At 67.8% G+C, this 19,117-nt stretch carries 21 protein-coding genes and 4 tRNA genes; 10 read left to right on the forward strand and 15 right to left on the reverse strand.

Features of this window, described 5'->3' with window-relative positions; translation table 11 throughout:
* The 12 genes from AC3A3X_RS17180 to AC3A3X_RS17235 form a co-directional block, all read right to left on the reverse strand.
* A partial coding sequence (locus AC3A3X_RS17180) for a GTP-binding protein (protein ID WP_487584215.1) occupies positions 1-425 on the reverse strand: 425 nt, incomplete at its 3' end.
* Positions 426-477: 52 nt separating this feature from the next.
* A tRNA-Thr gene (locus AC3A3X_RS17185) sits at positions 478-553 on the reverse strand.
* Positions 554-590: 37 nt separating this feature from the next.
* Positions 591-664, reverse strand: a tRNA-Gly gene (locus AC3A3X_RS17190).
* A gap of 101 nt (positions 665-765) precedes the next feature.
* Positions 766-851, reverse strand: a tRNA-Tyr gene (locus tag AC3A3X_RS17195).
* Positions 852-988: 137 nt separating this feature from the next.
* Positions 989-2,080 (reverse strand): redox-regulated ATPase YchF, encoded by a 1,092-nt coding sequence (gene ychF / locus AC3A3X_RS17200; RefSeq protein WP_487584216.1) that lies wholly within the window; start codon positions 2,078-2,080, stop codon positions 989-991.
* A 143-nt stretch (positions 2,081-2,223) separates the two neighbouring features.
* Complete coding sequence (gene pth / locus AC3A3X_RS17205; RefSeq protein WP_487584217.1) at positions 2,224-2,814, reverse strand: aminoacyl-tRNA hydrolase; 591 nt, start codon at positions 2,812-2,814, stop codon at positions 2,224-2,226.
* A gap of 56 nt (positions 2,815-2,870) precedes the next feature.
* The gene (locus AC3A3X_RS17210) at positions 2,871-3,524 is read right to left on the reverse strand and encodes a 50S ribosomal protein L25/general stress protein Ctc (RefSeq protein ID WP_487584218.1); all 654 of its coding nucleotides are present in this window, start codon (positions 3,522-3,524) and stop codon (positions 2,871-2,873) included.
* A gap of 231 nt (positions 3,525-3,755) precedes the next feature.
* Positions 3,756-4,715, reverse strand: a complete 960-nt coding sequence (locus AC3A3X_RS17215) for a ribose-phosphate diphosphokinase (protein WP_487584219.1) — start codon at positions 4,713-4,715, stop codon at positions 3,756-3,758.
* Positions 4,716-4,809: 94 nt separating this feature from the next.
* Positions 4,810-4,886, reverse strand: a tRNA-Gln gene (locus AC3A3X_RS17220).
* A gap of 53 nt (positions 4,887-4,939) precedes the next feature.
* The gene (gene ispE, locus AC3A3X_RS17225) at positions 4,940-5,851 is read right to left on the reverse strand and encodes a 4-(cytidine 5'-diphospho)-2-C-methyl-D-erythritol kinase (RefSeq protein ID WP_487584220.1); all 912 of its coding nucleotides are present in this window, start codon (positions 5,849-5,851) and stop codon (positions 4,940-4,942) included.
* Positions 5,848-6,477, reverse strand: coding sequence for a lipoprotein insertase outer membrane protein LolB (gene lolB, locus AC3A3X_RS17230; protein ID WP_487584221.1), 630 nt, complete (start codon positions 6,475-6,477; stop codon positions 5,848-5,850). The genes ispE and lolB overlap by 4 nt, the downstream gene beginning before the upstream one ends.
* A 10-nt stretch (positions 6,478-6,487) precedes the next feature.
* Positions 6,488-8,188 carry a tetratricopeptide repeat protein gene (locus tag AC3A3X_RS17235; RefSeq protein ID WP_487584222.1) on the reverse strand — a complete coding sequence of 567 codons (1,701 nt, stop codon included), beginning with the start codon at positions 8,186-8,188 and terminating at the stop codon, positions 6,488-6,490.
* A 127-nt stretch (positions 8,189-8,315) separates the two neighbouring features.
* Between AC3A3X_RS17235 and hemA the strand changes: the two genes are divergently transcribed.
* From hemA to ppk2, 7 genes are all read left to right on the forward strand, one after another.
* Entirely contained in the window at positions 8,316-9,623 is a 1,308-nt protein-coding gene (gene hemA / locus AC3A3X_RS17240) for a glutamyl-tRNA reductase (protein ID WP_487584223.1), read from the forward strand.
* Positions 9,624-9,677: 54 nt separating this feature from the next.
* Positions 9,678-10,763 (forward strand): peptide chain release factor 1, encoded by a 1,086-nt coding sequence (prfA, locus tag AC3A3X_RS17245; RefSeq protein WP_487584224.1) that lies wholly within the window; start codon positions 9,678-9,680, stop codon positions 10,761-10,763.
* A gap of 77 nt (positions 10,764-10,840) precedes the next feature.
* Positions 10,841-11,290, forward strand: coding sequence for an N-acetyltransferase family protein (locus tag AC3A3X_RS17250; RefSeq protein WP_487584235.1), 450 nt, complete (start codon positions 10,841-10,843; stop codon positions 11,288-11,290).
* Positions 11,291-11,293: 3 nt separating this feature from the next.
* Positions 11,294-12,991, forward strand: a complete 1,698-nt coding sequence (locus AC3A3X_RS17255; RefSeq protein ID WP_487584225.1) for an O-linked N-acetylglucosamine transferase, SPINDLY family protein — start codon at positions 11,294-11,296, stop codon at positions 12,989-12,991.
* Between the two features lie 291 nt (positions 12,992-13,282).
* Positions 13,283-13,804 (forward strand): molybdenum cofactor biosynthesis protein B, encoded by a 522-nt coding sequence (gene moaB / locus AC3A3X_RS17260; RefSeq protein ID WP_487584226.1) that lies wholly within the window; start codon positions 13,283-13,285, stop codon positions 13,802-13,804.
* Between the two features lie 42 nt (positions 13,805-13,846).
* Positions 13,847-14,197 (forward strand): helix-turn-helix domain-containing protein, encoded by a 351-nt coding sequence (locus tag AC3A3X_RS17265; RefSeq protein ID WP_487584227.1) that lies wholly within the window; start codon positions 13,847-13,849, stop codon positions 14,195-14,197.
* Positions 14,197-14,973 (forward strand): polyphosphate kinase 2, encoded by a 777-nt coding sequence (gene ppk2, locus AC3A3X_RS17270; RefSeq protein ID WP_487584228.1) that lies wholly within the window; start codon positions 14,197-14,199, stop codon positions 14,971-14,973. The genes AC3A3X_RS17265 and ppk2 overlap by 1 nt, the downstream gene beginning before the upstream one ends.
* 99 nt (positions 14,974-15,072) lie before the next feature.
* Here the strand turns inward: ppk2 and AC3A3X_RS17275 are convergent, their stop codons facing one another.
* From AC3A3X_RS17275 to AC3A3X_RS17285, 3 genes are read right to left on the reverse strand one after another with little or no spacing between them, the layout of a single operon-like run.
* Positions 15,073-15,342 carry an acylphosphatase gene (locus AC3A3X_RS17275; protein WP_487584229.1) on the reverse strand — a complete coding sequence of 90 codons (270 nt, stop codon included), beginning with the start codon at positions 15,340-15,342 and terminating at the stop codon, positions 15,073-15,075.
* Positions 15,339-15,965 carry a TlpA family protein disulfide reductase gene (locus AC3A3X_RS17280; RefSeq protein ID WP_487584230.1) on the reverse strand — a complete coding sequence of 209 codons (627 nt, stop codon included), beginning with the start codon at positions 15,963-15,965 and terminating at the stop codon, positions 15,339-15,341. The genes AC3A3X_RS17275 and AC3A3X_RS17280 overlap by 4 nt, the downstream gene beginning before the upstream one ends.
* Positions 15,966-15,969: 4 nt before the next feature.
* Complete coding sequence (locus AC3A3X_RS17285; RefSeq protein ID WP_487584231.1) at positions 15,970-17,235, reverse strand: YihY family inner membrane protein; 1,266 nt, start codon at positions 17,233-17,235, stop codon at positions 15,970-15,972.
* Positions 17,236-17,435: 200 nt separating this feature from the next.
* Here AC3A3X_RS17285 and wrbA point away from each other — a divergent pair, with 200 nt between their 5' ends.
* Genes wrbA through AC3A3X_RS17300 form a run of 3 tightly spaced genes read left to right on the forward strand, consistent with a single transcriptional unit; the run spans position 17,436 to position 18,881 of the window.
* The gene (gene wrbA / locus AC3A3X_RS17290) at positions 17,436-18,029 is read left to right on the forward strand and encodes an NAD(P)H:quinone oxidoreductase (RefSeq protein WP_487584232.1); all 594 of its coding nucleotides are present in this window, start codon (positions 17,436-17,438) and stop codon (positions 18,027-18,029) included.
* The gene (locus tag AC3A3X_RS17295) at positions 18,026-18,355 is read left to right on the forward strand and encodes a DUF2069 domain-containing protein (protein WP_487584233.1); all 330 of its coding nucleotides are present in this window, start codon (positions 18,026-18,028) and stop codon (positions 18,353-18,355) included. Before wrbA ends, AC3A3X_RS17295 begins: the two co-directional genes overlap by 4 nt.
* A gap of 40 nt (positions 18,356-18,395) precedes the next feature.
* Complete coding sequence (locus tag AC3A3X_RS17300) at positions 18,396-18,881, forward strand: asparaginase domain-containing protein (protein ID WP_487584234.1); 486 nt, start codon at positions 18,396-18,398, stop codon at positions 18,879-18,881.
* The last annotated feature ends 236 nt before the right edge of the window (positions 18,882-19,117 follow it).

Consider the following 19,117-nt stretch of genomic DNA (forward strand, 5'->3'; position numbering starts at 1 on the left):
TCGACCATGTCGGCCTTGTTCAGGAACACCACGATGTACGGCACGCCGACCTGGCGCGACAGCAGGATGTGCTCGCGCGTCTGCGGCATCGGGCCGTCAGCGGCCGAGCACACCAGGATCGCGCCGTCCATCTGCGCCGCACCCGTGATCATGTTCTTCACGTAGTCGGCGTGGCCCGGGCAGTCCACGTGCGCGTAGTGGCGGTTCGGGCTCTCGTACTCGACGTGTGCCGTCGAGATCGTGATGCCGCGTGCCTTCTCTTCCGGCGCCGCGTCGATCGCGTCGTACGCCTTGAACTCGCCACCGAAACGCTCCGCGCCCACCTTCGTCAGTGCCGCCGTCAGCGTCGTCTTGCCGTGGTCGACGTGACCGATCGTGCCCACGTTCACGTGCGGCTTGGTGCGCTCAAACTTACCCTTGGCCATGACAGTCGACTCTCGCTTGTAGGACGGAATTGCGTTGGTGGATCGCTTGTAGTGGTGCTCACGAAAGGAATCGAACCTTCGACCTCCTCCTTACCAAGGAGGTGCTCTACCGACTGAGCTACGTGAGCAGATTGTGCCTAGCAGGTGGGACGTCGCGGCGTTCAATGGAGCGGGAGACGGGAATCGAACCCGCACCATCAGCTTGGAAGGCTGAGGTTCTACCGTTGAACTACTCCCGCGCCGGAACCTACCTGCTTGGGTACTGCGCCGATGGTTGGTAATGCCACCGGTTTGTTGCCTGGTACTGCTTACCGCTGCTGGCCTTGCGACCGGATGAAGCTGGTGGAGGGAGGTGGATTCGAACCACCGAAGGCGTAAGCCAGCAGATTTACAGTCTGCCCCCGTTGGCCGCTTGGGTATCCCTCCAAAAGAGCCCGCAATTTTGGGACCGGTCGGCGGGGTTGTCAACGATGTTTACACATCTATTTTCACCATATCGGCAAATAGCGGCAAAAACTCATCAGAACGGTGTCCGCAAACCGCCAGGCAAGCGGACGGGACACTCAGACGTTGAAGCGGAAATGCAGCACGTCGCCCTCCTGGACGCGGTACTCCTTGCCTTCCAGGCGCAGGCGACCGGCATCGCGGGCACCGGACTCACCCTTGTACTTGATGAAGTCGTCATACGCGATGGTTTCGGCGCGGATGAAGCCCTTTTCGAAGTCGGTGTGGATCACCGCGGCGGCCTGCGGCGCGGTCGAGCCGGCCTTCACCGTCCAGGCGCGGACTTCCTTCACGCCGGCAGTGAAGTAGGTCTGCAGGCCCAGCAGCTTGTAGGCGGCGCGGATGACCCGGTTCAGGCCGGGCTCGTCGAGGCCGAGGTCGGTCAGGAAGGCATCGCGGTCGGCGTCCTCGAGCTGGCTGAGCTCCTCCTCGATCGCCGCGCACACCGGCACCACCTCGGCGCCCTCGCCCACCGCGCGCGCGCGCACGGCGTCCAGGTGCGGGTTGTCGTGGAAACCGTCCTCGAGGACGTTGGCGACGTACATGACCGGCTTGAGGGTCAGCAGGAACAGGTCGCGCAGCTGCAGGCGGTCGTCTTCCGACAGGCCCAGCGCGCGCGCCGGCTTGCCCGAATCCAGTCCGGCGCGGACCCGGCCCAGCACCTCGACGCGGATCTTGGCGTCCTTGTCGCCGGTCTTGGCGGTGCGCTCGGCGCGCTGCAGGGCCTTTTCCACGGACTCCAGGTCGGCCAGGGCCAGCTCGGTATCGATCGTCTCGATGTCGGCGATCGGGTCGACCTTGTTGTTGACGTGGATGACGTCGGTGTTCTCGAAGCAGCGCACCACGTGGGTGATCGCGTCGACCTCGCGGATGTGGGCCAGGAACTTGTTGCCCAGGCCCTCGCCGCTGGCCGCGCCGGCCACCAGGCCGGCGATGTCGACGAACTCGACCGCGGTCGGGATGCACTTCTGCGGCTTGACGATCTCCGCCAGCGCGTTCATGCGCGGGTCGGGCACCGGCACCACGCCGACGTTGGGTTCGATCGTGCAGAACGGAAAGTTGGCCGCCGCGATGCCGGCCTTGGTCAGGGCGTTGAAGAGGGTCGACTTGCCGACGTTAGGCAGGCCGACGATGCCGCATTTGATGCCCATGGTTGGTATCTCTGGAATAGTGAAGCGGGAACGGGGAACGGGGAACGGGGAATAGCCTGCGACGGCAGGACTGAGGGGCGAAGACCGTCACTCGGCCGGCAACAAGGAGCAGTGGCAGGGTCTCTCTCCCTGTTCCCTGTTCCCTATTCCCGCCCTTTTGGCGTATGCAGCCGCTTCATGGCCTCGTTGAAGTCGCCGCTGACCGCCAGGGGCAATACGTCCTGGGCATCGCCGATGGCGCGCAGGATCATCGCCTCGTCGGCGCTGCCGGGACGGCCCAGCACCCAGGAGGTGACGCGATCCTTGTGCCCGGGATGGCCGATGCCGATGCGCAGCCGATGGTACTTGCCGTGGCCGAGCAGCTGGCTGATGTCGCGCAGGCCGTTCTGGCCGCCATGGCCGCCCTCGAACTTGAGGCGGGCGACGCCGGCATCGAGGTCCAGCTCATCGTGGGCGATGAGCATCTGCTCCGGATCGATCTTCCAGTAGCGCAGGGCCGCGGCAACCGACTTGCCGGACAGGTTCATGTAGGTGGCCGGCTTGAGCAGCCAGACCGGCTGGCCGGCGATGTCGACCTTGCAGGTCTCGCCGAACAGCTTGGATTCCAGACCAAAGCGGCCGCCCAGGCGTGAAGCCAGGGCGTCCACAAACCAGAACCCGGCGTTGTGCCGGGTCCGGAGGTGTTCGGCTCCGGGATTTCCCAGACCGACTATGAGGCGCAGACCGGCAGCCATCAGAGACTCTCACGCAGTGGCCTGCCCGCGGCTGCGGGCAGGCGCACGGGACGTGATTACTTCTCGTCCTTCTTGGCGGCCTTGGTCGCCGGCACTTCGGCCGGGGTCTCTTCCGAGGTTTCCTCGGTCTCGACGCGACCGTGCTTGGCCATCACGACGGCAACGTCGTGTTCCTTGCCCAGCTTCAGTTCCGGCAGCTCGATGCCCTTGGGCAGCTTGAGGTCCGACAGGTGGATCACGTCGCCGACGGCCAGCTTGGCCAGGTCGACTTCGATGAACTCCGGCAGGTCCTTGGGCAGGCAGCTGACGGTGACTTCGTTGAGCTCGTGGGTGATGACCACGTCGGCGGCCTTGCCGGCCGGCGAGCCTTCCTGGTTGAGGAAGTGCAGCGGCACGGAAGCCTTCAGCGCCTGGTTCAGATCAACGCGCTGGAAGTCCAGGTGCATGATGATCTGCTTGAACGGATGGCGCTGCATGTCACGCAGCAGGACCGGCTCGGCCTTGCCGTCGATCTCGAGGGTCAGGATCGAGGAGTAGAACCACTCGTTCTGCTGGGCCAGCCAGGTCTTCTCGTGGTCGAGCTGGATGGGCTGCGGCGCGGCCTTGCCGCCGTAGACGATGGCCGGGATGCTGGCGGCATGACGAAGACGGCGGCTCGCACCCTTCCCTTCGACGCTGCGGCCAGTGGCCTTGAGGATGTGTTCAGACATTTGAGTTACTCACTTTTACTGCGTTGGGTCGCCTCGCGGCGATTGGAGACTCTTCCGCGACCAGAAGAGCCGATGAAGCGGGAACGGGGAACGGGGAACAGGGAATGCAGCAGCGCCGCAACCTCGACCACGCACACTCGAAACCGCCTTGAAACCAGCTGAAACCCGAAACCGGCCAGGAACCACGACCACCCGTTCCCTGTTCCCCGTTCCCTGTTCCCGCTTTACGAACTAATCCACATACAACGAGCTGACCGATTCGCCGAAGGCAACGCGGCGGATCGTTTCAGCCAGCAGCTCGGCAACGCTGAGCTGGCGGATCTTGTTGCAGGCCTTGGCCGCGTCCGACAGGCGGATGGTGTCGGTCACCACCAGCTCGTCGAGCTGCGACTTGGTCACGTTGTCGATCGCCGCGCCCGACAGCACCGGGTGGGTGCAGTAGGCGGCGACCTTGACCGCGCCGCGCTGCTTGAGGGCAGCGGCGGCGGCGCACAGCGTGCCGGCGGTGTCGACGATGTCGTCGACCAGGACGCAGGTCTTGCCTTCGACGTCGCCGATGATGTTCATCACCGTGGAGACGTTGGCGCGCGGGCGGCGCTTGTCGATGATCGCCAGGTCGGCGTCGTCGAGGCGCTTGGCGATCGCGCGGGCGCGGACCACGCCGCCCACGTCAGGCGAGACCACCACCATGTTGTCGGTGCCGTGCGCGCGCCAGATGTCGGCGAGCAGCAGGGGCGAGGCATACACGTTGTCGACCGGGATATCGAAGAAACCCTGGATCTGGTCGGCGTGCAGGTCGACCGTGAGCACGCGATCGGTACCGACCGCGCTGAACATCTTGGCCGCGACCTTGGCGGTGATCGGCACGCGCGAGGAGCGCGGGCGGCGATCCTGGCGGGCGTAACCGAAGTACGGCACCACCGCGGTCACGCTGGCCACCGAGGCGCGCTTGAGCGCGTCCACCAGCACCAGCAGTTCCATGAAGTTTTCGGCCGTCGGCGCGTTCGTCGGCTGGATCACGAACACTTCCTGCCGGCGCACGTTCTCTTCGATCTCGACCTGCACCTCGCCGTCCGAGAAACGGCTGACGAGTGCCTTGCCCAGGCGGATGCCCAGCTCCTTGCACACCGCATCAGCCAGCGGGCGGTTGGCATTGCCGCTGAAAATCAGCAGGTTCCGATCGTTATGCACAGTGCTCTCCGCTTCGCTCTGACCGTGGCGGTTATCCGGGGGCGTCCGCACCGGTCGTGCTTCACTAAAAACGCCGGGACGATCCGCAATGAATTGGCAGGGGCGGTAGGATTCGAACCTACGAATGCCAGGATCAAAACCTGGTGCCTTGGGCCTCTTGGCGACGCCCCTGCATGAGGTACCAGCGGACTGCAGCAGGAAAGAGCCGGAGCCTGATGCGGCTGCTACTCGGTCCCCGCTCCTTCCCACCTGCTTCGCGCTTCCAGCAGCGGTGAGCGCGAGGCTCCCGTTGCCAGCCAGGCCCGAAGACCCTGCGGTAGTGCCACCAGTGCCGCTTCGGCGTCCTCGCGTGATGCGAATTCGACGAAACAGCCGCTGCCGGACCCGGTCAGGCGCGGCGAACCGATCTGCGAAAGTGCTGCAAACACCGCCTCTACGGCGGGTTCGCGCACACGCAATACCGGCTCGAACGCATTCCCGAGCGGCACACCCGAAACGAAGTCCGCTATTGTCGCGGGCGCGGCATCACGCGTCAATTCAGGGGCACGGAACAACGCCGCGGTCGGCGCATGCACGCCGGGGTCTGCCAGGACGTACCAGGCCGGCGGAAGATCGATCGGGGCGAGCTTCTCCCCCACCCCTTCGGCCCAGGCGTTGTGGCCGCGGACGAACACCGGCACGTCGGCGCCGAGCTGCAGGCCCAGGGCGGCCAGCCGGTCCTCGCCGAGGGCAGTGCCCCAAAGCGCGTCGAGGGCGACCAGGACGGTCGCGGCGTCGGACGAGCCGCCGCCGAAACCGCCGCCCGATGGAATGCGCTTTTCGACGACGATGTCGGCACCATGCGGGATATTTGACTCTGATTGCAACAAGTTTGCAGCCCGGACCGCGAGATCGTCGGCCTCGGCCACGCCCGGCGCGCTGGCGCCGTGGCGGCGGATCTGGCCGTCGTTGCGGACCCGTAGCCGGATCGAGTCGCCCCAGTCGAGCAGCCGGAATACGGTCTGCAGGAGATGGTAGCCATCGTCTCGACGACCGGTGATACGCAGGAACAGGTTCAGCTTGGCCGGGGCCGGCCACAGCGACCAGCCCGTCTTGCCGGCAGTTTCGCCACTCGTTCCAGGCATCGCCGAACTCATTGCCCCGCGCCGAGCGACCACTGATCGACGATCAGGCGGACCTTGGCCTGGCCACGCGTGGCCACCAGCCGGGCCGGCATGACCGGGCCATCGGCGGCCGGTTGCCAGCCCTGGTATTCGATCACCCAGCCTGCCTGCTGCAGGCGCGACGGCAGGTTGCCTGCGCCGTATTCGATCTTCGCCGGCCCGTACTCGGAAGTGGCCGCACCGATGCCGCGCACCCAGTCCGACAGCGCGCGCACGGGGACGTCCCAGCCGGTGGTGGCCTGCAGCATGGATTCGACATCCGCGCCCTCGCGCGGCCCGCCTTCGACCCCCTCCAGGCGCGCGCCGGCGGCGTCGCCGCTCAGACGCCAGCTCTGGCGGGTGACCGGGGCGCCCAGCGAGATCGTGTAGCTGCCCCGCATTTGTTGCCAGTCGATGCGGCCACTGCCGCCCTGCTTGCCGTTGGAGACGGCAATGCGGCCCGACAGGGTCCACTCGCCGACCTCACTCCGGCGCTGGTCGTTGGCCTGCGCCTGGACCGGATCGACGGGCACCGCCGGGGTGCGGGTCGGGCTCGATACGCAGCCGGCCAGCACTGTCACGCACAACGCGACCAGGCACAGCGAATGGCTGGTTTTCATGCGCTGATCTTCATGCGCCGGTCTTCTCCAGCGCGCGCTTGAGCGAGCGGTTGTCCGGGTCGATCTTGCGCGACTGATCGAAGTACTTTCGCGCTTCGTCCTTGCGCCCGGTCACCCACAACACCTCCGCCAGGTGCGCGGCGATCTCGGCGTCCTTCTGCAGGGTCAGGGCGCGCCGCAGTTCGGTCAGCGCCTCCTCGTTGCGGCCGAGTCGATAGAGCACCCACCCGTAGCTGTCGACGATGGCGGGATTGTCGGGTTCGGCGGTGCGCGCGCGCTCGATCAGCTGCAGTGCTTCCTGGTAGCGCGTGGTGCGGTCGGCCAGGGTGTAGCCCAGCGCATTGAGCGCGGCGACGTTGTCCGGCTCGGCCACCAGGATCTTGCGCAGGTCGGCTTCGGCGCGCGGGATGTCGTCGTGACGCTCCCAGCTCAGGGCGCGCGCATAGAGCACTTCCGGATCGTCGGGGAATGCCGCCAGGCCGCGCGCGTAGGCGTCGAGTTCGCCGGGCTGGTCCTTGTCCTTCTCGTGCAGCGCCGCCTCCAGCAGATAGGCATCGCGACGCGATTCGTCGTCGGCGGCGGCATCGGCCTGCAGGTCGCGCAGCAGCTTGTAGGCCTCGCCGTCGCGGTCGAGCTCGTGCAGCACGTTGGCGCTGCGCAGGCGTGCCGTCCAGCGCTGTTCGCCACCTGGCACGCCGCCGTACCACTCCAACGCTTCGTCGAAGCGGTCGAGGAACTCGGCCATCTGGCCCAGCAGCAGCCGCCGCTGCGGGTCGGGCCTGGACGCGCTGGCACGCAGTTCTTCGTACAGCCACGTCAACGACTGCTTGTCCTCGTTCTGGGCCAGCAGCGCGGCGCGCAGTGCATAGGTCTGATCGTCCTGCGGCCCCTTGGCCAGCACCGCTTCGGCCGCCTGGTAATCGCCCATGCGATGGTATTCGTCGGCGATGGCGCGGCGCAGATCGCGGTCATCACCGGCCTGCTCCGACAGCGATGCGAGCAGCTTGCGGGCCTCGTCTTCCTTGCCTGCCTCGCGCAGCTGGCTGGCGCGCAGGAGACCGACCCGGGCCTCGCCCGGGAAGCGCTCGACCACTTCGGCGACGATGCGCTCGACCAGCTCGGGCTGTTCCAGTCCCTGTGCCAGCCCGCCGAAAGCCAGCCACGCCGGCAACTTGTTGGGGATGCTGCCGTCCTTGACCAGCCGCTCGAGCAGACGCGCCGACTGCTTCGGGTCGCGCGCACCGCCGCTGAGCACGCCCAGCGCCTGGCGCCAGCCGCTGTCGCCGGGCGCCTGCAGCAACTGCTTGAGGTATTTGTGGGCGGCGCGGTCGTCGCCGCGGCGGATCGCCAGGACGGCTTCGGCCGCCGCCAGGTTCAGGCCTTCGCCGCCCTGCCGGCGCCACAGCGCCAGAGCCTCGGCGGCACGCTTGTCGTCCTTGGCGAGCAGGGCGATGCGGGTCGCGCGCTCGGCCAGGGCGACATCGTCGGCGGCGCGGGCGGCGTCCAGGTAGGACTTGGCGGCCTCGTCCAGCCGCCCCGACTGCAGGGCGAACTCGCCGGCCAGCAGCGGCTCGAGCGAGGCCTCGGTGGGGTCGGTGACGGGGCCGGCCTTTGCCACTTTCTCCGCGGCTGCCAGCGGTTCGGCAGCCAGCAGGGCGGCAAGAATGGGCGCGACGGCTAGAAGAAGGAGCGAGCGCAAGGCAACGGGCATCGATCAAGCCTGCAGATCAACCTGGACGGGACGGGGCCGGTAGAATGTCGGCCTCCGCGGTAGCCAGCAGCTTATCGCAAGCACCTGAACGGAAGAGGCCCCAGTCGGCGAAGTCCGGCGCGTTGAAATGAGTTTGTTCGTACTAGGCATCAACCACCAGACCGCGCCGGTCAGCCTGCGCGAGCGTGTCGCGTTCTCGGCCGATACCGTGCCGGCAGCGCTCGATGCGCTGCGCGCCTTGCCGCAGGTCAGCGAAGTCGCACTGCTGTCGACCTGCAACCGCACCGAACTGTATGCCGTGGCCGACGACGACGGCCAGGCACTGGCCGACTGGCTGGCCACGCACCCGGACGAAGTCGGCGACCCCGCATCGAGTGCGGGGCAGGCTCTGCACGCCTACCTCTACCGCCATCGTGATGCCGATGCGGTCCGCCACCTGTTCCGCGTCGCCACCGGGCTGGATTCGCTGGTCCTGGGCGAGCCGCAGATCCTCGGCCAAGTGAAGGACGCCTGGGCCAGTGCGCGCAGTGCCGGCAGCCTGGGCAACCAGCTCGACCGCCTGTTCCAGCACGCCTTCACCACCGCCAAACGGGCGCGTACCGATACCCGCATCGGCGCCAACCCGGTTTCGGTGGCCTCGGCTGCCGTCCGACTGGCGCAGGAATCCTTCGCCCGCCTCGAGGATTCGACCGTGCTGCTGATCGGCGCCGGCGAAACCATCGAGTTGGCCGCGCGCCATCTCGTGCAGGCGCGCGCGAAACGCCTGCTGGTGGCCAACCGCACGCTGGCCCATGCGCAGGAACTGGCCACCCGCCACGGCGGCGTCGCCCTGCCGCTGAGCGAGCTCGACAAGCACCTGGGCGAGGCCGACGTGGTCATTTCGGCCACGGCCAGCCGCGATCCGATCCTGCGCAAGGCCAATGTCGCCGCGGCGCTGGCGACGCGCCGGCACCGGCCGATGCTGCTGCTCGACCTGGCCGTGCCGCGCGACATCGCCGCCGATGTCGCCGAGCTCAAGGACGTGTTTCTGTACACCGTCGACGACCTGGAACGGGCGATCGAGGACAACCGGCGCAGCCGTCGCGAAGCGGCGACCGAAGCCGAGGCCATCGTCGAGATGCAGGTGGCGCGCTTCACCGAGACCATCGCCGCCAGCACCCGCACCGCGCCGCTCAAGCGCCTGCGCGCGCACGGCGAGTCGGCCAAGGCCGATGTGCTGGCCAGGGCGCAACAGCAACTGGCCGCCGGCCAGGACCCGCAGGACGTGCTGAACTTCCTCGCCCATACCCTGACCAACCGCCTGCTGCATGCGCCGACGGTGGCGCTGCGCGAAGCGGCGATGACCGGAAACGTCGAACTGGCACGCGCTGCCGAGAAGCTGTTCCCCGAGAACGAAGAATCCGGTGCGGAGAAGAACGAGCAGCGCGAAGGCTAGCGACCGTCCCGGCCGCTGCACCGCCTGCCCACTTCCTCCACACCCGGTTCGCCCATGACCCCCACCCTGCGCCGCAAGCTCGAAGCCCTCGTCGAACGCCGCGAAGAACTCGAGCGGCTGTTGTCCGACCCGGGCGTCATCGGCGATGCCGAGCGCTTCCGCAAGTTCTCGCGCGAATTCTCCCAGCTCGAGCCGGTGGCCCGTGCACTGTCCGCCGAGGCGCAGGCCAGGCGCGACCTTGCCGCAGCCGAGGGCATGCGCAGCGATCCGGAACTGGCCGAGTTGGCGGAGGAGGAAATCGCCGCCGCCCACGCGCGACTGCAGCAGCTCGAAAGCGAGCTGCTCGCCCACCTGGTGCCGAAGGACCCGCGCGACGACGGCGACATCTATCTGGAAGTGCGCGCCGGCACCGGTGGCGACGAAGCGGCGATCTTCGCCGGCGACCTGTTCCGCATGTACGCCCGCTACGCCGAGCGCCAGGGCTGGAAGGTGGAGGTCGAATCCAGCAGTCCCGGCGAGCACGGCGGCTTCAAGGAAGTCATCGCTCGCGTCGAGGGACGCGGCGCGTATTCGCGCCTGAAGTTCGAATCTGGCACGCACCGCGTGCAGCGGGTGCCGGCAACCGAGTCGCAGGGGCGCATCCACACCTCGGCGGCGACGGTGGCGATCATCCCGGTCGAGGCCGAAGGCGAGCCGATCGAGATCAACCCGGCCGACCTGAAGGTCGACACCTTCCGTTCCAGCGGCGCCGGCGGCCAGCACGTCAACAAGACCGAATCGGCGATCCGCATCACCCACGTGCCCAGCGGTGTGGTCGTGGAAAGCCAGACCGAACGCAGCCAGCACGCCAACCGCGACAAGGCGATGAAGCGGCTGGCGGCGATCCTGGCCGAAGCGCAGGCGGCCAAGGCCGCCGCCGCGCAGGCCTCGATCCGCAAGCTGCAAGTCGGCAGCGGCGACCGCAGCCAGCGCATCCGTACCTACAACTTCCCGCAGGGCCGCATCACCGACCACCGTGTCGAAGGGCTCACGCTGTACGACCTGCCCAACGTGATCGAGGGCGACCTGCAGGAACTGGTCGACCGCCTGCAGCACGAGCACCAGGCCGACGAGCTGGCGCGGCTGACGCAGGACGCCTGAGTCCGGCGCCAGTGGGGAATGGTTGTCTACAATCGACCACACCTCGTGCTGACGGATCCGCCATGCCCCTCGAGATCATGCCCATTGAGATCAGGCGCGCCACGCTGAGCGACCTCGACCAGCTTGCACCGCTGTTCGACTCCTACCGCATGTTCTACGAGCAACCGCAGGATGCGGCACTGGCGCGCGGGTTCCTGCACGAGCGCATCGCGCGCGACCAGTCCGTCGTCCTGCTGGCCATGATCGACGGTGCAGCCGTCGGCTTCACCCAGCTCTACCCGACGTTCTCGTCGGTGCGTGCTGCGCGGGTATGGGTCCTCAACGATCTGTATGTCGCCCCGGCTGCGCGCAGGCAAGGTGTGGCGCAGGCGCTGCTGACGGCCGCGGCGATGTTCGCGCGCGATGACGGCGCGATCCGCCTCGAGCTGGAAACCACACCGGACAACCGCAACGCCCAGGCCCTGTACGAATCCGGTGGCTGGCAGTTGTACGACGGCACGCTTCGTTATCACCTGGCCCTGGTCTGATCCGTGCACAACGATCCGCGCATCGAATTGCGCCGCGCGCTCGAGCACAACCCCGGCGATGCCTATGCCTGGATCCTGCTGGCCGAGCATGAACTCGACCGCGGCGATGCCGCCGCCGGCGAGATGGCCGCGCAGCGTGCACTTGCACTGCGGCCCGGCCATCCCGAAGCGTTGGCGCGACTGGGGCGCGCGCAGTGGATGCAGGGCCAGCGCAGCGATGCCGTCGCCAGCCTGCGTGCAGCCGCGGCCAACGCACCCGATCATCCCGGCATTGCGGTCTGGCTGGGGCATGCGCTGGAAGACACCGGCGAGGCCGAGGCCGCATCGCAGGCCTACGCACGTGCGCACGCGCTGGCCCCGGACCAACCGCAACTGGCCGCCTACCTGCTGGCCTGGCGACGCAAGCTGTGTGACTGGCGCGATCTCGACGCGCTTGCGCGCCAGGTCCGCGATGCGGTCAACAGCGCACGTGCATCGGTCGAACCATTCGCCTTCCTGAGCGAGGACGCCAGCGCCCTGGAACAACTGCGCTGCGCACGCCTTCGCGCCGGCGTCGTGGCCGCGTCAGTGCGTCCGATGCCACCGCCGCAAGCCGTGACGGCCGGGCCTATCCGGGTCGGCTTCCTGTCCAATGGATTCGGCGCGCATCCGACCGGCCTGCTGACCGCGGCGATGTTCGAACAACTCAAGGCGCAGGCGGACATCGAGGTTCACCTGTTCGCGCTCAACGGCGACGATGGCAGCCCGATCCGGCGGCGCCTGCAGGCCGCCGCGCACGCACTGCACGATGTATCGATGCGCGCGCACGCACAGGTGGCGACGGCCATCCGCGCTGCCGGCATCGAGGTCCTGTTCGACCTGCGCGGCTGGGGCGGCGGCGGCGCACCGGAAGTGCTGGCGATGCGGCCGGCACCGGTGCAGGTGAACTGGCTGGCCTACCCGGGCACGTCCGGCGCCCCGTGGATCGACCATGTGCTGGCCGACCGCTTCGTGCTGCCGGAATCGATGGCGCAGGACTTCAGCGAAAACGTGGTCTGGCTGCCGCGCTGCTTCCAGCCGTCCGACACCACGCGCGCACTGCCGCCACCGCCGCCACGCGCGCAATGCGGTCTGCCCGAGCGCGGCGACAACGGCGAAGGCGTGGTGCTGTGCTGCTTCAACAACAGCTACAAGCTCAACCCGCGCAGCGTCATGCGCGCGTTGGCGGTGCTGCGCGAAGTCCCCGGGAGCGTGCTGTGGCTGCTTTCCGGACCGGGCCATGCCGATGCGCGCCTGGGCGAAGTCGCGCGCATGCAGGGAGTCGATCCCGCCCGACTGGTGTTCATGCCCAAGCAACCGCACGCCGAGTACCTGGCCCGCCTGCAGCACGCCGACCTGTTCCTCGACACCGAACCGTACAACGCTCACACGACTGCATCCGATGCGCTATGGGCCGGTTGTCCGGTGCTGACACGGCCGGGCGAGACGTTTGCGGCGCGCGTTGCCGGCAGCCTCAATCATCACCTGGGCATGACGGAGATGAATGTCGCGGACGATGCGGCGTTTGTTGCACGCGCGGTTTCGCTGGCAAGGGATCCGCGTGCACTGGCCGCACTGAAGGGGGAGCTGGCTCGTCGGCGTGACGAGAGTGGGCTGTTCGACATGGGCGGATTTGCGCGTGATTTTGCCGAGGCGGTGCGCTCGATGGTTCGGCGCCGGTAACGGAAGGCCCGCTTGATCGTGCGAAGCAACGTCCATGGATCCCCGCCTTCGCGGGGATGACGGTGAGTGGTGGGCTCCGCATTCGTGGGTTCGACGGTGTGATGCAACGACGCTGGGTCCCCGCCTTCGCGGGGATGACGGTGTTCTTTAGCCCCTCTCCCGCTTGCGGGAGAGGGGTTGGGGTGAGGGCCGCCGAAGACCATGCAACGAAATGCCGAAGCCCGTGACACGCCCACACAATGAGACAAAGCTGCACTGCCATCACACAGGCAATCGGTTAGGCTCGCCGCCATGACTGCACAACGCGACCTCATCCCCCTGAATCTTTGCGTGCTGACCGTCTCGGACTCCCGCACCCTGGCCGACGACACCTCCGGCGACTACCTCGTCCAGTCGCTCACCGCCGACGGCCATCGCCTCGCCGACCGCCAGCTGCTGCCCGACGACCGCTACCGCCTGCGCGCCATCGTCTCGCAATGGATCGCCGACGAAGGCGTCGACGGCATCCTCGTCACCGGCGGCACCGGCTTCACGGGCCGCGACTCCACGCCCGAAGCCCTCCTGCCCCTGCTCGACAAGCAGATGCCCGGCTTCGGCGAACTGTTCCGCGCGATCAGCTTCGAAGAGATCGGCACGTCCACCGTGCAATCGCGCGCCTTCGCAGGCCTGGCCAACGGCACGTTCGTGTTCGCCCTGCCCGGCTCCACCTCGGCCTGCCGCACCGCCTGGGAAAAGATCATCCGCAACCAGCTCGACGCGCGCACGGGACCGTGCAACCTGGCCACCCTGCGACCGCGCCTCAGGGAACGCTGACCCGCACACCCGCGCAACGGGTTCAACCACCGGAGCCAGACCATGCCGTTGGACAACACCCTGCAACTGCTCGCCAGGGCCCGCGGCCTGAGCGCGGCCGACATTGCCACCGCCATTCCCCGCGCCGGCGTCGCCACCGTCAGCGCCTGGCTGCGCGGCGAGAAAATGCCCGGCAAAGACCAGCTCGACGCACTGGCGCGCGCCTTCGGCGTCCCGGCCGGCGCATTGCTCGCCGAACTGGCCAGCACGCTCGACCCGGCACGCACCCAGGGCGAGCACGACCTGCTCAACGCCTATCGTGCCCTTACCACCCGCCAGCAAGGCGCCCTGCTCGAAGTCGCACGCAGCATGGCCGGCACCGACAGCGCCAAACGACGCCGCAGGAGCAAGTGATGGCCGAGATCAAGCGCAAGGACTACGAAGCCCAGCTGCAGCCGCTGCAGGTGGAACTGGCCAACATGGCGCGCTGGCTCAAGCACAACGGAACGCGCCTGGTGGTGCTGTTCGAAGGGCGTGACACCGCCGGCAAGGGCGGCGCGATCAGCGCGATCGCCGAGCACCTCAATCCGCGCCAGTGCCAGATCGTCGCGCTGCCCAAGCCGAGCGAACGCGAAAGCGCGCAGTGGTACTTCCAGCGCTACGTGCCCTACCTTCCCGCGGCCGGCGAGATCGCTCTGTTCGACCGCAGCTGGTACAACCGCGCCGGCGTCGAGCAGGTGATGGGCTTTGCCAAGGATGCACAGGTCAAGACGTTCCTGCGCCAGACCCCGACCTTCGAGAAGCTCCTGGTCGACGACGGCATCCTGCTGTTCAAGTACTGGCTGTGCTGCGACCAGGACGAGCAGGAGCAACGCTTCCTCGAACGACTCGACGACCCGCTCAAGCGCTGGAAGCTGTCGCCGATCGATTTCGAGGCGCGCAAGCGCTACGACGCCTACACGCGTGCGCGCGAGGCCATGCTCAAGGCCACCCATTCCCGGCATGCGCCGTGGACGCTGGTCGACTTCAACGACCAGAAGCGCGGGCGCCTGACCCTGATCCGCGACCTGCTCGATCGGCTGCCGGACACGCATGTCGGCGAGGAGCCGATCGTGTTCGAGCCCCTGGCCGGCAAGCCGAAGAAGGAGCGCTACGGCGTCATCAGGCCGATCCGGAACGTGAAGCGCTGAGGCAACGCTGCAAATCGAATGTCGTCCCGAGCGCAGCGAGGGACCTGTTGTTTCGCCGCGGACAACAGATCCCTCGCTGCGCTCGGGATGACAAAGACTTCAGGTGACGGCGAAGCCTTCGCCCGCTTCCTCGTCGAGCGCGGGCAGTCGCTCGAGGTCGTCGACCTGCGCCATCGCAGGCCCCTGTCGCAACCAGGCGGCCAACCGATCGAGTGCCACGTCGTTGCCGGCGGCGAGCACTTCCACGCGGCCATCGGACAGGTTGCGGGCGAAACCGCGCAAGCCCAGGGCAACTGCCTGATCGCGGGTGGAGGCGCGGAAGAACACCCCCTGCACGCGACCGCTGACGATGAAGCGCGCGGCGCTCATGACTTGTTCGCGGCGTCCGCGGGCTGCGCCTGCGGACCGCCGGCCTTGGCGATGGCCGCCTCGATGTCGTGCGCGGTGACCGGGCCGAGGAACTTGTCCGCGACCTTGCCGTCGGGGCCGATCAGGTAGGTCATCGGCAGCCCGCGCGGGGTCTCGAATGCCGCCGGCGGATCGAAGGTATCGATGATCGCGATCGGATACGACACCGGGTGTTTGGTCAGGAAGGCGCGCATGTCGGCCGGCTCGATTTCCTCGTAGGCCAGGCCCAGCACCTCGATGTGCTCGCGCATCGCGTCGAGTGCGGACAGCTCGGGCATTTCCTTCAGGCACGGCTTGCACCAGGTCGCCCAGAAGTTGACCACGACCCATTTGCCGCGATGCGCGGAAAGGTCGTAGGGCTTGCCGTCGACGGTGGCGATCTTCAACTCGGGCGTTTCGGAAGGCGTCGCCGGCTTGGTGGGCTCGGCCGGAGCGGCGGGGGCTGCCTCCGGCTTCGCTGGCGCCTGCGCTTCTGGTGCGGGTGCCGGCTTCTGGCAACCGGCCAGGAGCAGCACGACCAGGGCCGTCGCCGCACATGCCTTGGCACGGGCGGAGACAGGGTTGGAAAGCAGGCGGCTCGACATCGGACTAGACCTCTTCGGAATGAATGGTGGACGCGCGGCGCTTGAGCAGCTCGCGCAACGGGATGCGCAGCTCATCGAGCACCGATATCGCGGAACGACCCAGCGCGTCATCGCGGCACGGCAACACCGCCTCGGCGATCGGGATGCGCAGGTTGCAGGCTTCGTACAGCTCGGCCAGCGTCAGTTCGTCGAGGTCGCGGGTCAGCAGCCACCCGCCGTCCTCGGCGCGACGCACCACGTTGATCTCGTCGAGCTGGGCGAGCATCTGCTGCACCAGCGCGTCGGTCAGCATCGGCTCGAGCTGCTCGATGTCGTCGATGTGCAGGCCTCGCCCGGTCCTGCGCGCCTCGTTGAAGCGACCCAGCAGCCGCAGCAGACCGTAGATCTCGTGCCCCAGCGGCAGGCGCATGCTCGCCGGCTGGTAGCGGAACGCCGACATCGACGAGGCCAGCGACGCGCCGAGCAGGATCGCGACCCAGCTCAGGTAGATCCACAGCAGGAAGATCGGCACGAAGGCGAGCGTGCCGTAGATCTTCGAGTACGAGCCGAAGTTGCCCAGGTACAGGCCGATGCCCCACTTCACCGACTCGAAGCCGAACGTCGCCAGCATCGCGCCGGCGATGGCGTGTCGCCACTGGATCGTGCGATGCGGCACCACGCGGTAAATCGCGGCGAAGGCGAGCAGTTCGATGGCGATCGGCGCCAGGCGCAGCATCAGTTTCTGCAGCATGTGCCCGGCCTCGGTCTCGAAGACGGACATGGCGAAAAAGCGCGCCGAGATCGCCAGGCTCGCCGCGGCCATCAGCGCGCCCAGCGTCAGCACGGTCCAGTAGACCAGGAATCGCCCCACCTTCGGCCGCCCGGTCTTGACCCGCCAGATCCGGTTGAACGTCGTTTCCACGCCGTTGAGGGTGATCAGCAGCGACACCACCAGGGCGATCACGCCGGCGGCCGTGAGCTGGCCGGCGTTGGCCGAGAACTGCTTGAGGTAGGCCTCGACCGAACGTGCCGCGCTGGGGACGAAGTTGGAGAAGATGTAGTCGCTGAGCCGATCGCTCCATTCGGCGAAGACCGGGAATGCCGACAGCACGCCGAACACCACCATCGACAGCGGCACCAGCGCGAACACGGTCGTGTAGGACAGCGCGCCGGCGGCCTGGAACAGGTTGTCGTCGAGGAAGCGCTTGGCGAGGAAGCGGAAGAAGGTGCCCGCACGTGCGCGGTCACGCGCGCGCTCGCTCCAGCGGTTCAAGGTGGTCAGTGGCTCCATCGGGCGGAGGGTAACCGATGCGCGGGGAGCGCGGGGTCACGGGTCAGCCGATGTGGGAGCCGCTTCAATGTGGGAGCGGCTTCAGCCGCGATGGCAGCACGGGGATGCTGCAGCTCGCGGCTGAAGCCGCTCCCACCGCAGTGCGCGCACATCCACTATCCTTCCCGCCACACGGGATGCCCGCCTCACGAAGCAATGCGATGACCGAGATTCTGGTGCTCTATTACAGCCGCGGCGGTTCGGTGGCGCGTCTGGCACGGCATATCGCCCGCGGCATCGGCGAGGTCGAGGGCGTCGGCGCACGCATCCGCACCGTGCCGCCGGTGGCGGCGGTAACGCAGACCGCGGCACCGCCGGTGCCCGAGGACGGCGCGCCGTACGTCGAGGCGCGCGATCTGGTCGAATGCGCCGGGATCGCGCTCGGCAGCCCCACCCGCTTCGGCAACATGGCCGCGCCGGTCAAGCATTGGTTCGACGGCCTCGGCGCAGAATGGGCCAGCGGCACACTGGTGGACAAGCCGGCAGCGGTGTTCACGTCCACCGCCACCATGCACGGCGGCCAGGAATCGACCCTGCTGACAATGATGGTGCCGCTGCTGCACCACGGCTGCGTATTGATGGGCATTCCCTACACCGAGCCGGCACTGACCAGCACCCGCAGCGGCGGCACGCCGTACGGCGCCAGCCACGTGGCCGGCAGCGGCGACGACCCGCAGCCCAGCGACGAGGAAGCGCAGCTGGCGCGTGCGCTCGGCCGGCGCCTGGCGACGCTGGTCGCGAAGGTGGTCGCATGAGCGCGCGCTGGGTGTTGATCGTCGCGTTGCTGGCGCTGGCGGCGGTGTTCGTGGCCTGGTTCGCGCCGCAGCCATCGCCCTGGGTCGCCCTGGTCGTGTTCGCGCTGCCGCCGCTGCTGCTGGCCGTGGCGGCGCTGCGCAACAACCGCAAGGCCGGCTTCTGGGCCGGCGTGTTCGCGCTGGGCTGGTTCAGCCACGGCGTGATGGTGGCCTACTCGCGCCCTCCCGAGCGTGCCCACGCGACCGCCGAGATCGTGCTGGCGCTGGTGATCGTCTTCGCCGGCAGCCTGCCGGGGCTGCGGGCCAGGTTCGCCCGCAAGCGCTGACCGTATAATCCCGCCATCTCCCCCAGCGCGCGCATCAACGATGGATCAGCTCTGCATCGTCACCACCGGCGGCACGATCGACAAGATCTACTTCGACGACAAGTCGGACTACCAGATCGGCGAGCCGCAGATCGGCGGGATCCTGCGCGAGCTGGGCGTGGCCTTCCAGTTCAACGTGATCCCGATCCTGCGCAAGGATTCGCTGCACATCACCGCCGAGGACCGCCAGCTGATCCGCGCCACCATCGCCGCGCAACCGTCGCGCCACGTGCTGATCACCCACGGCACCGACACCATGGTGGAAACCGCCAAGGTGCTGTCGAGCCTGGGCGACAAGGTGATCGTGCTGACCGGCGCGCTGAGCCCGGCCCGCTTCCGTGGTTCCGATGCGGAGTTCAACGTCGGATGCGCGGTCGGCGCGGTGCAGTCGCTGCCGCCGGGCGTCTATATCGCCATGAACGGCCGCATCTGGGATCCGACGCGGGTGCGCAAGAACGTCGCGGCCAATCGCTTCGAAGCGGACTGATTGCTGATCGCAGTCACCCGAGCAAACGACGCCCCGGCAATGCCGGGGCTTTTTTCGCCGTGAAGCAACGTCCATGGGTTCCCGCCTTCGCGGGAATGACGGTCATGAGAGCAACGTCGCTGGGTCCCCGCCTTCGCGGGGATGACGGTGAACGGTGGGAGCCCCTCTCCCGCTTGCGGGAGAGGGGTTGGGGTGAGGGCCGCCGAAGACCATGCAACGAAATGCCGAAGCGTCGT

The organism is Lysobacter sp. Soil_N_23 (genome assembly GCF_057656135.1).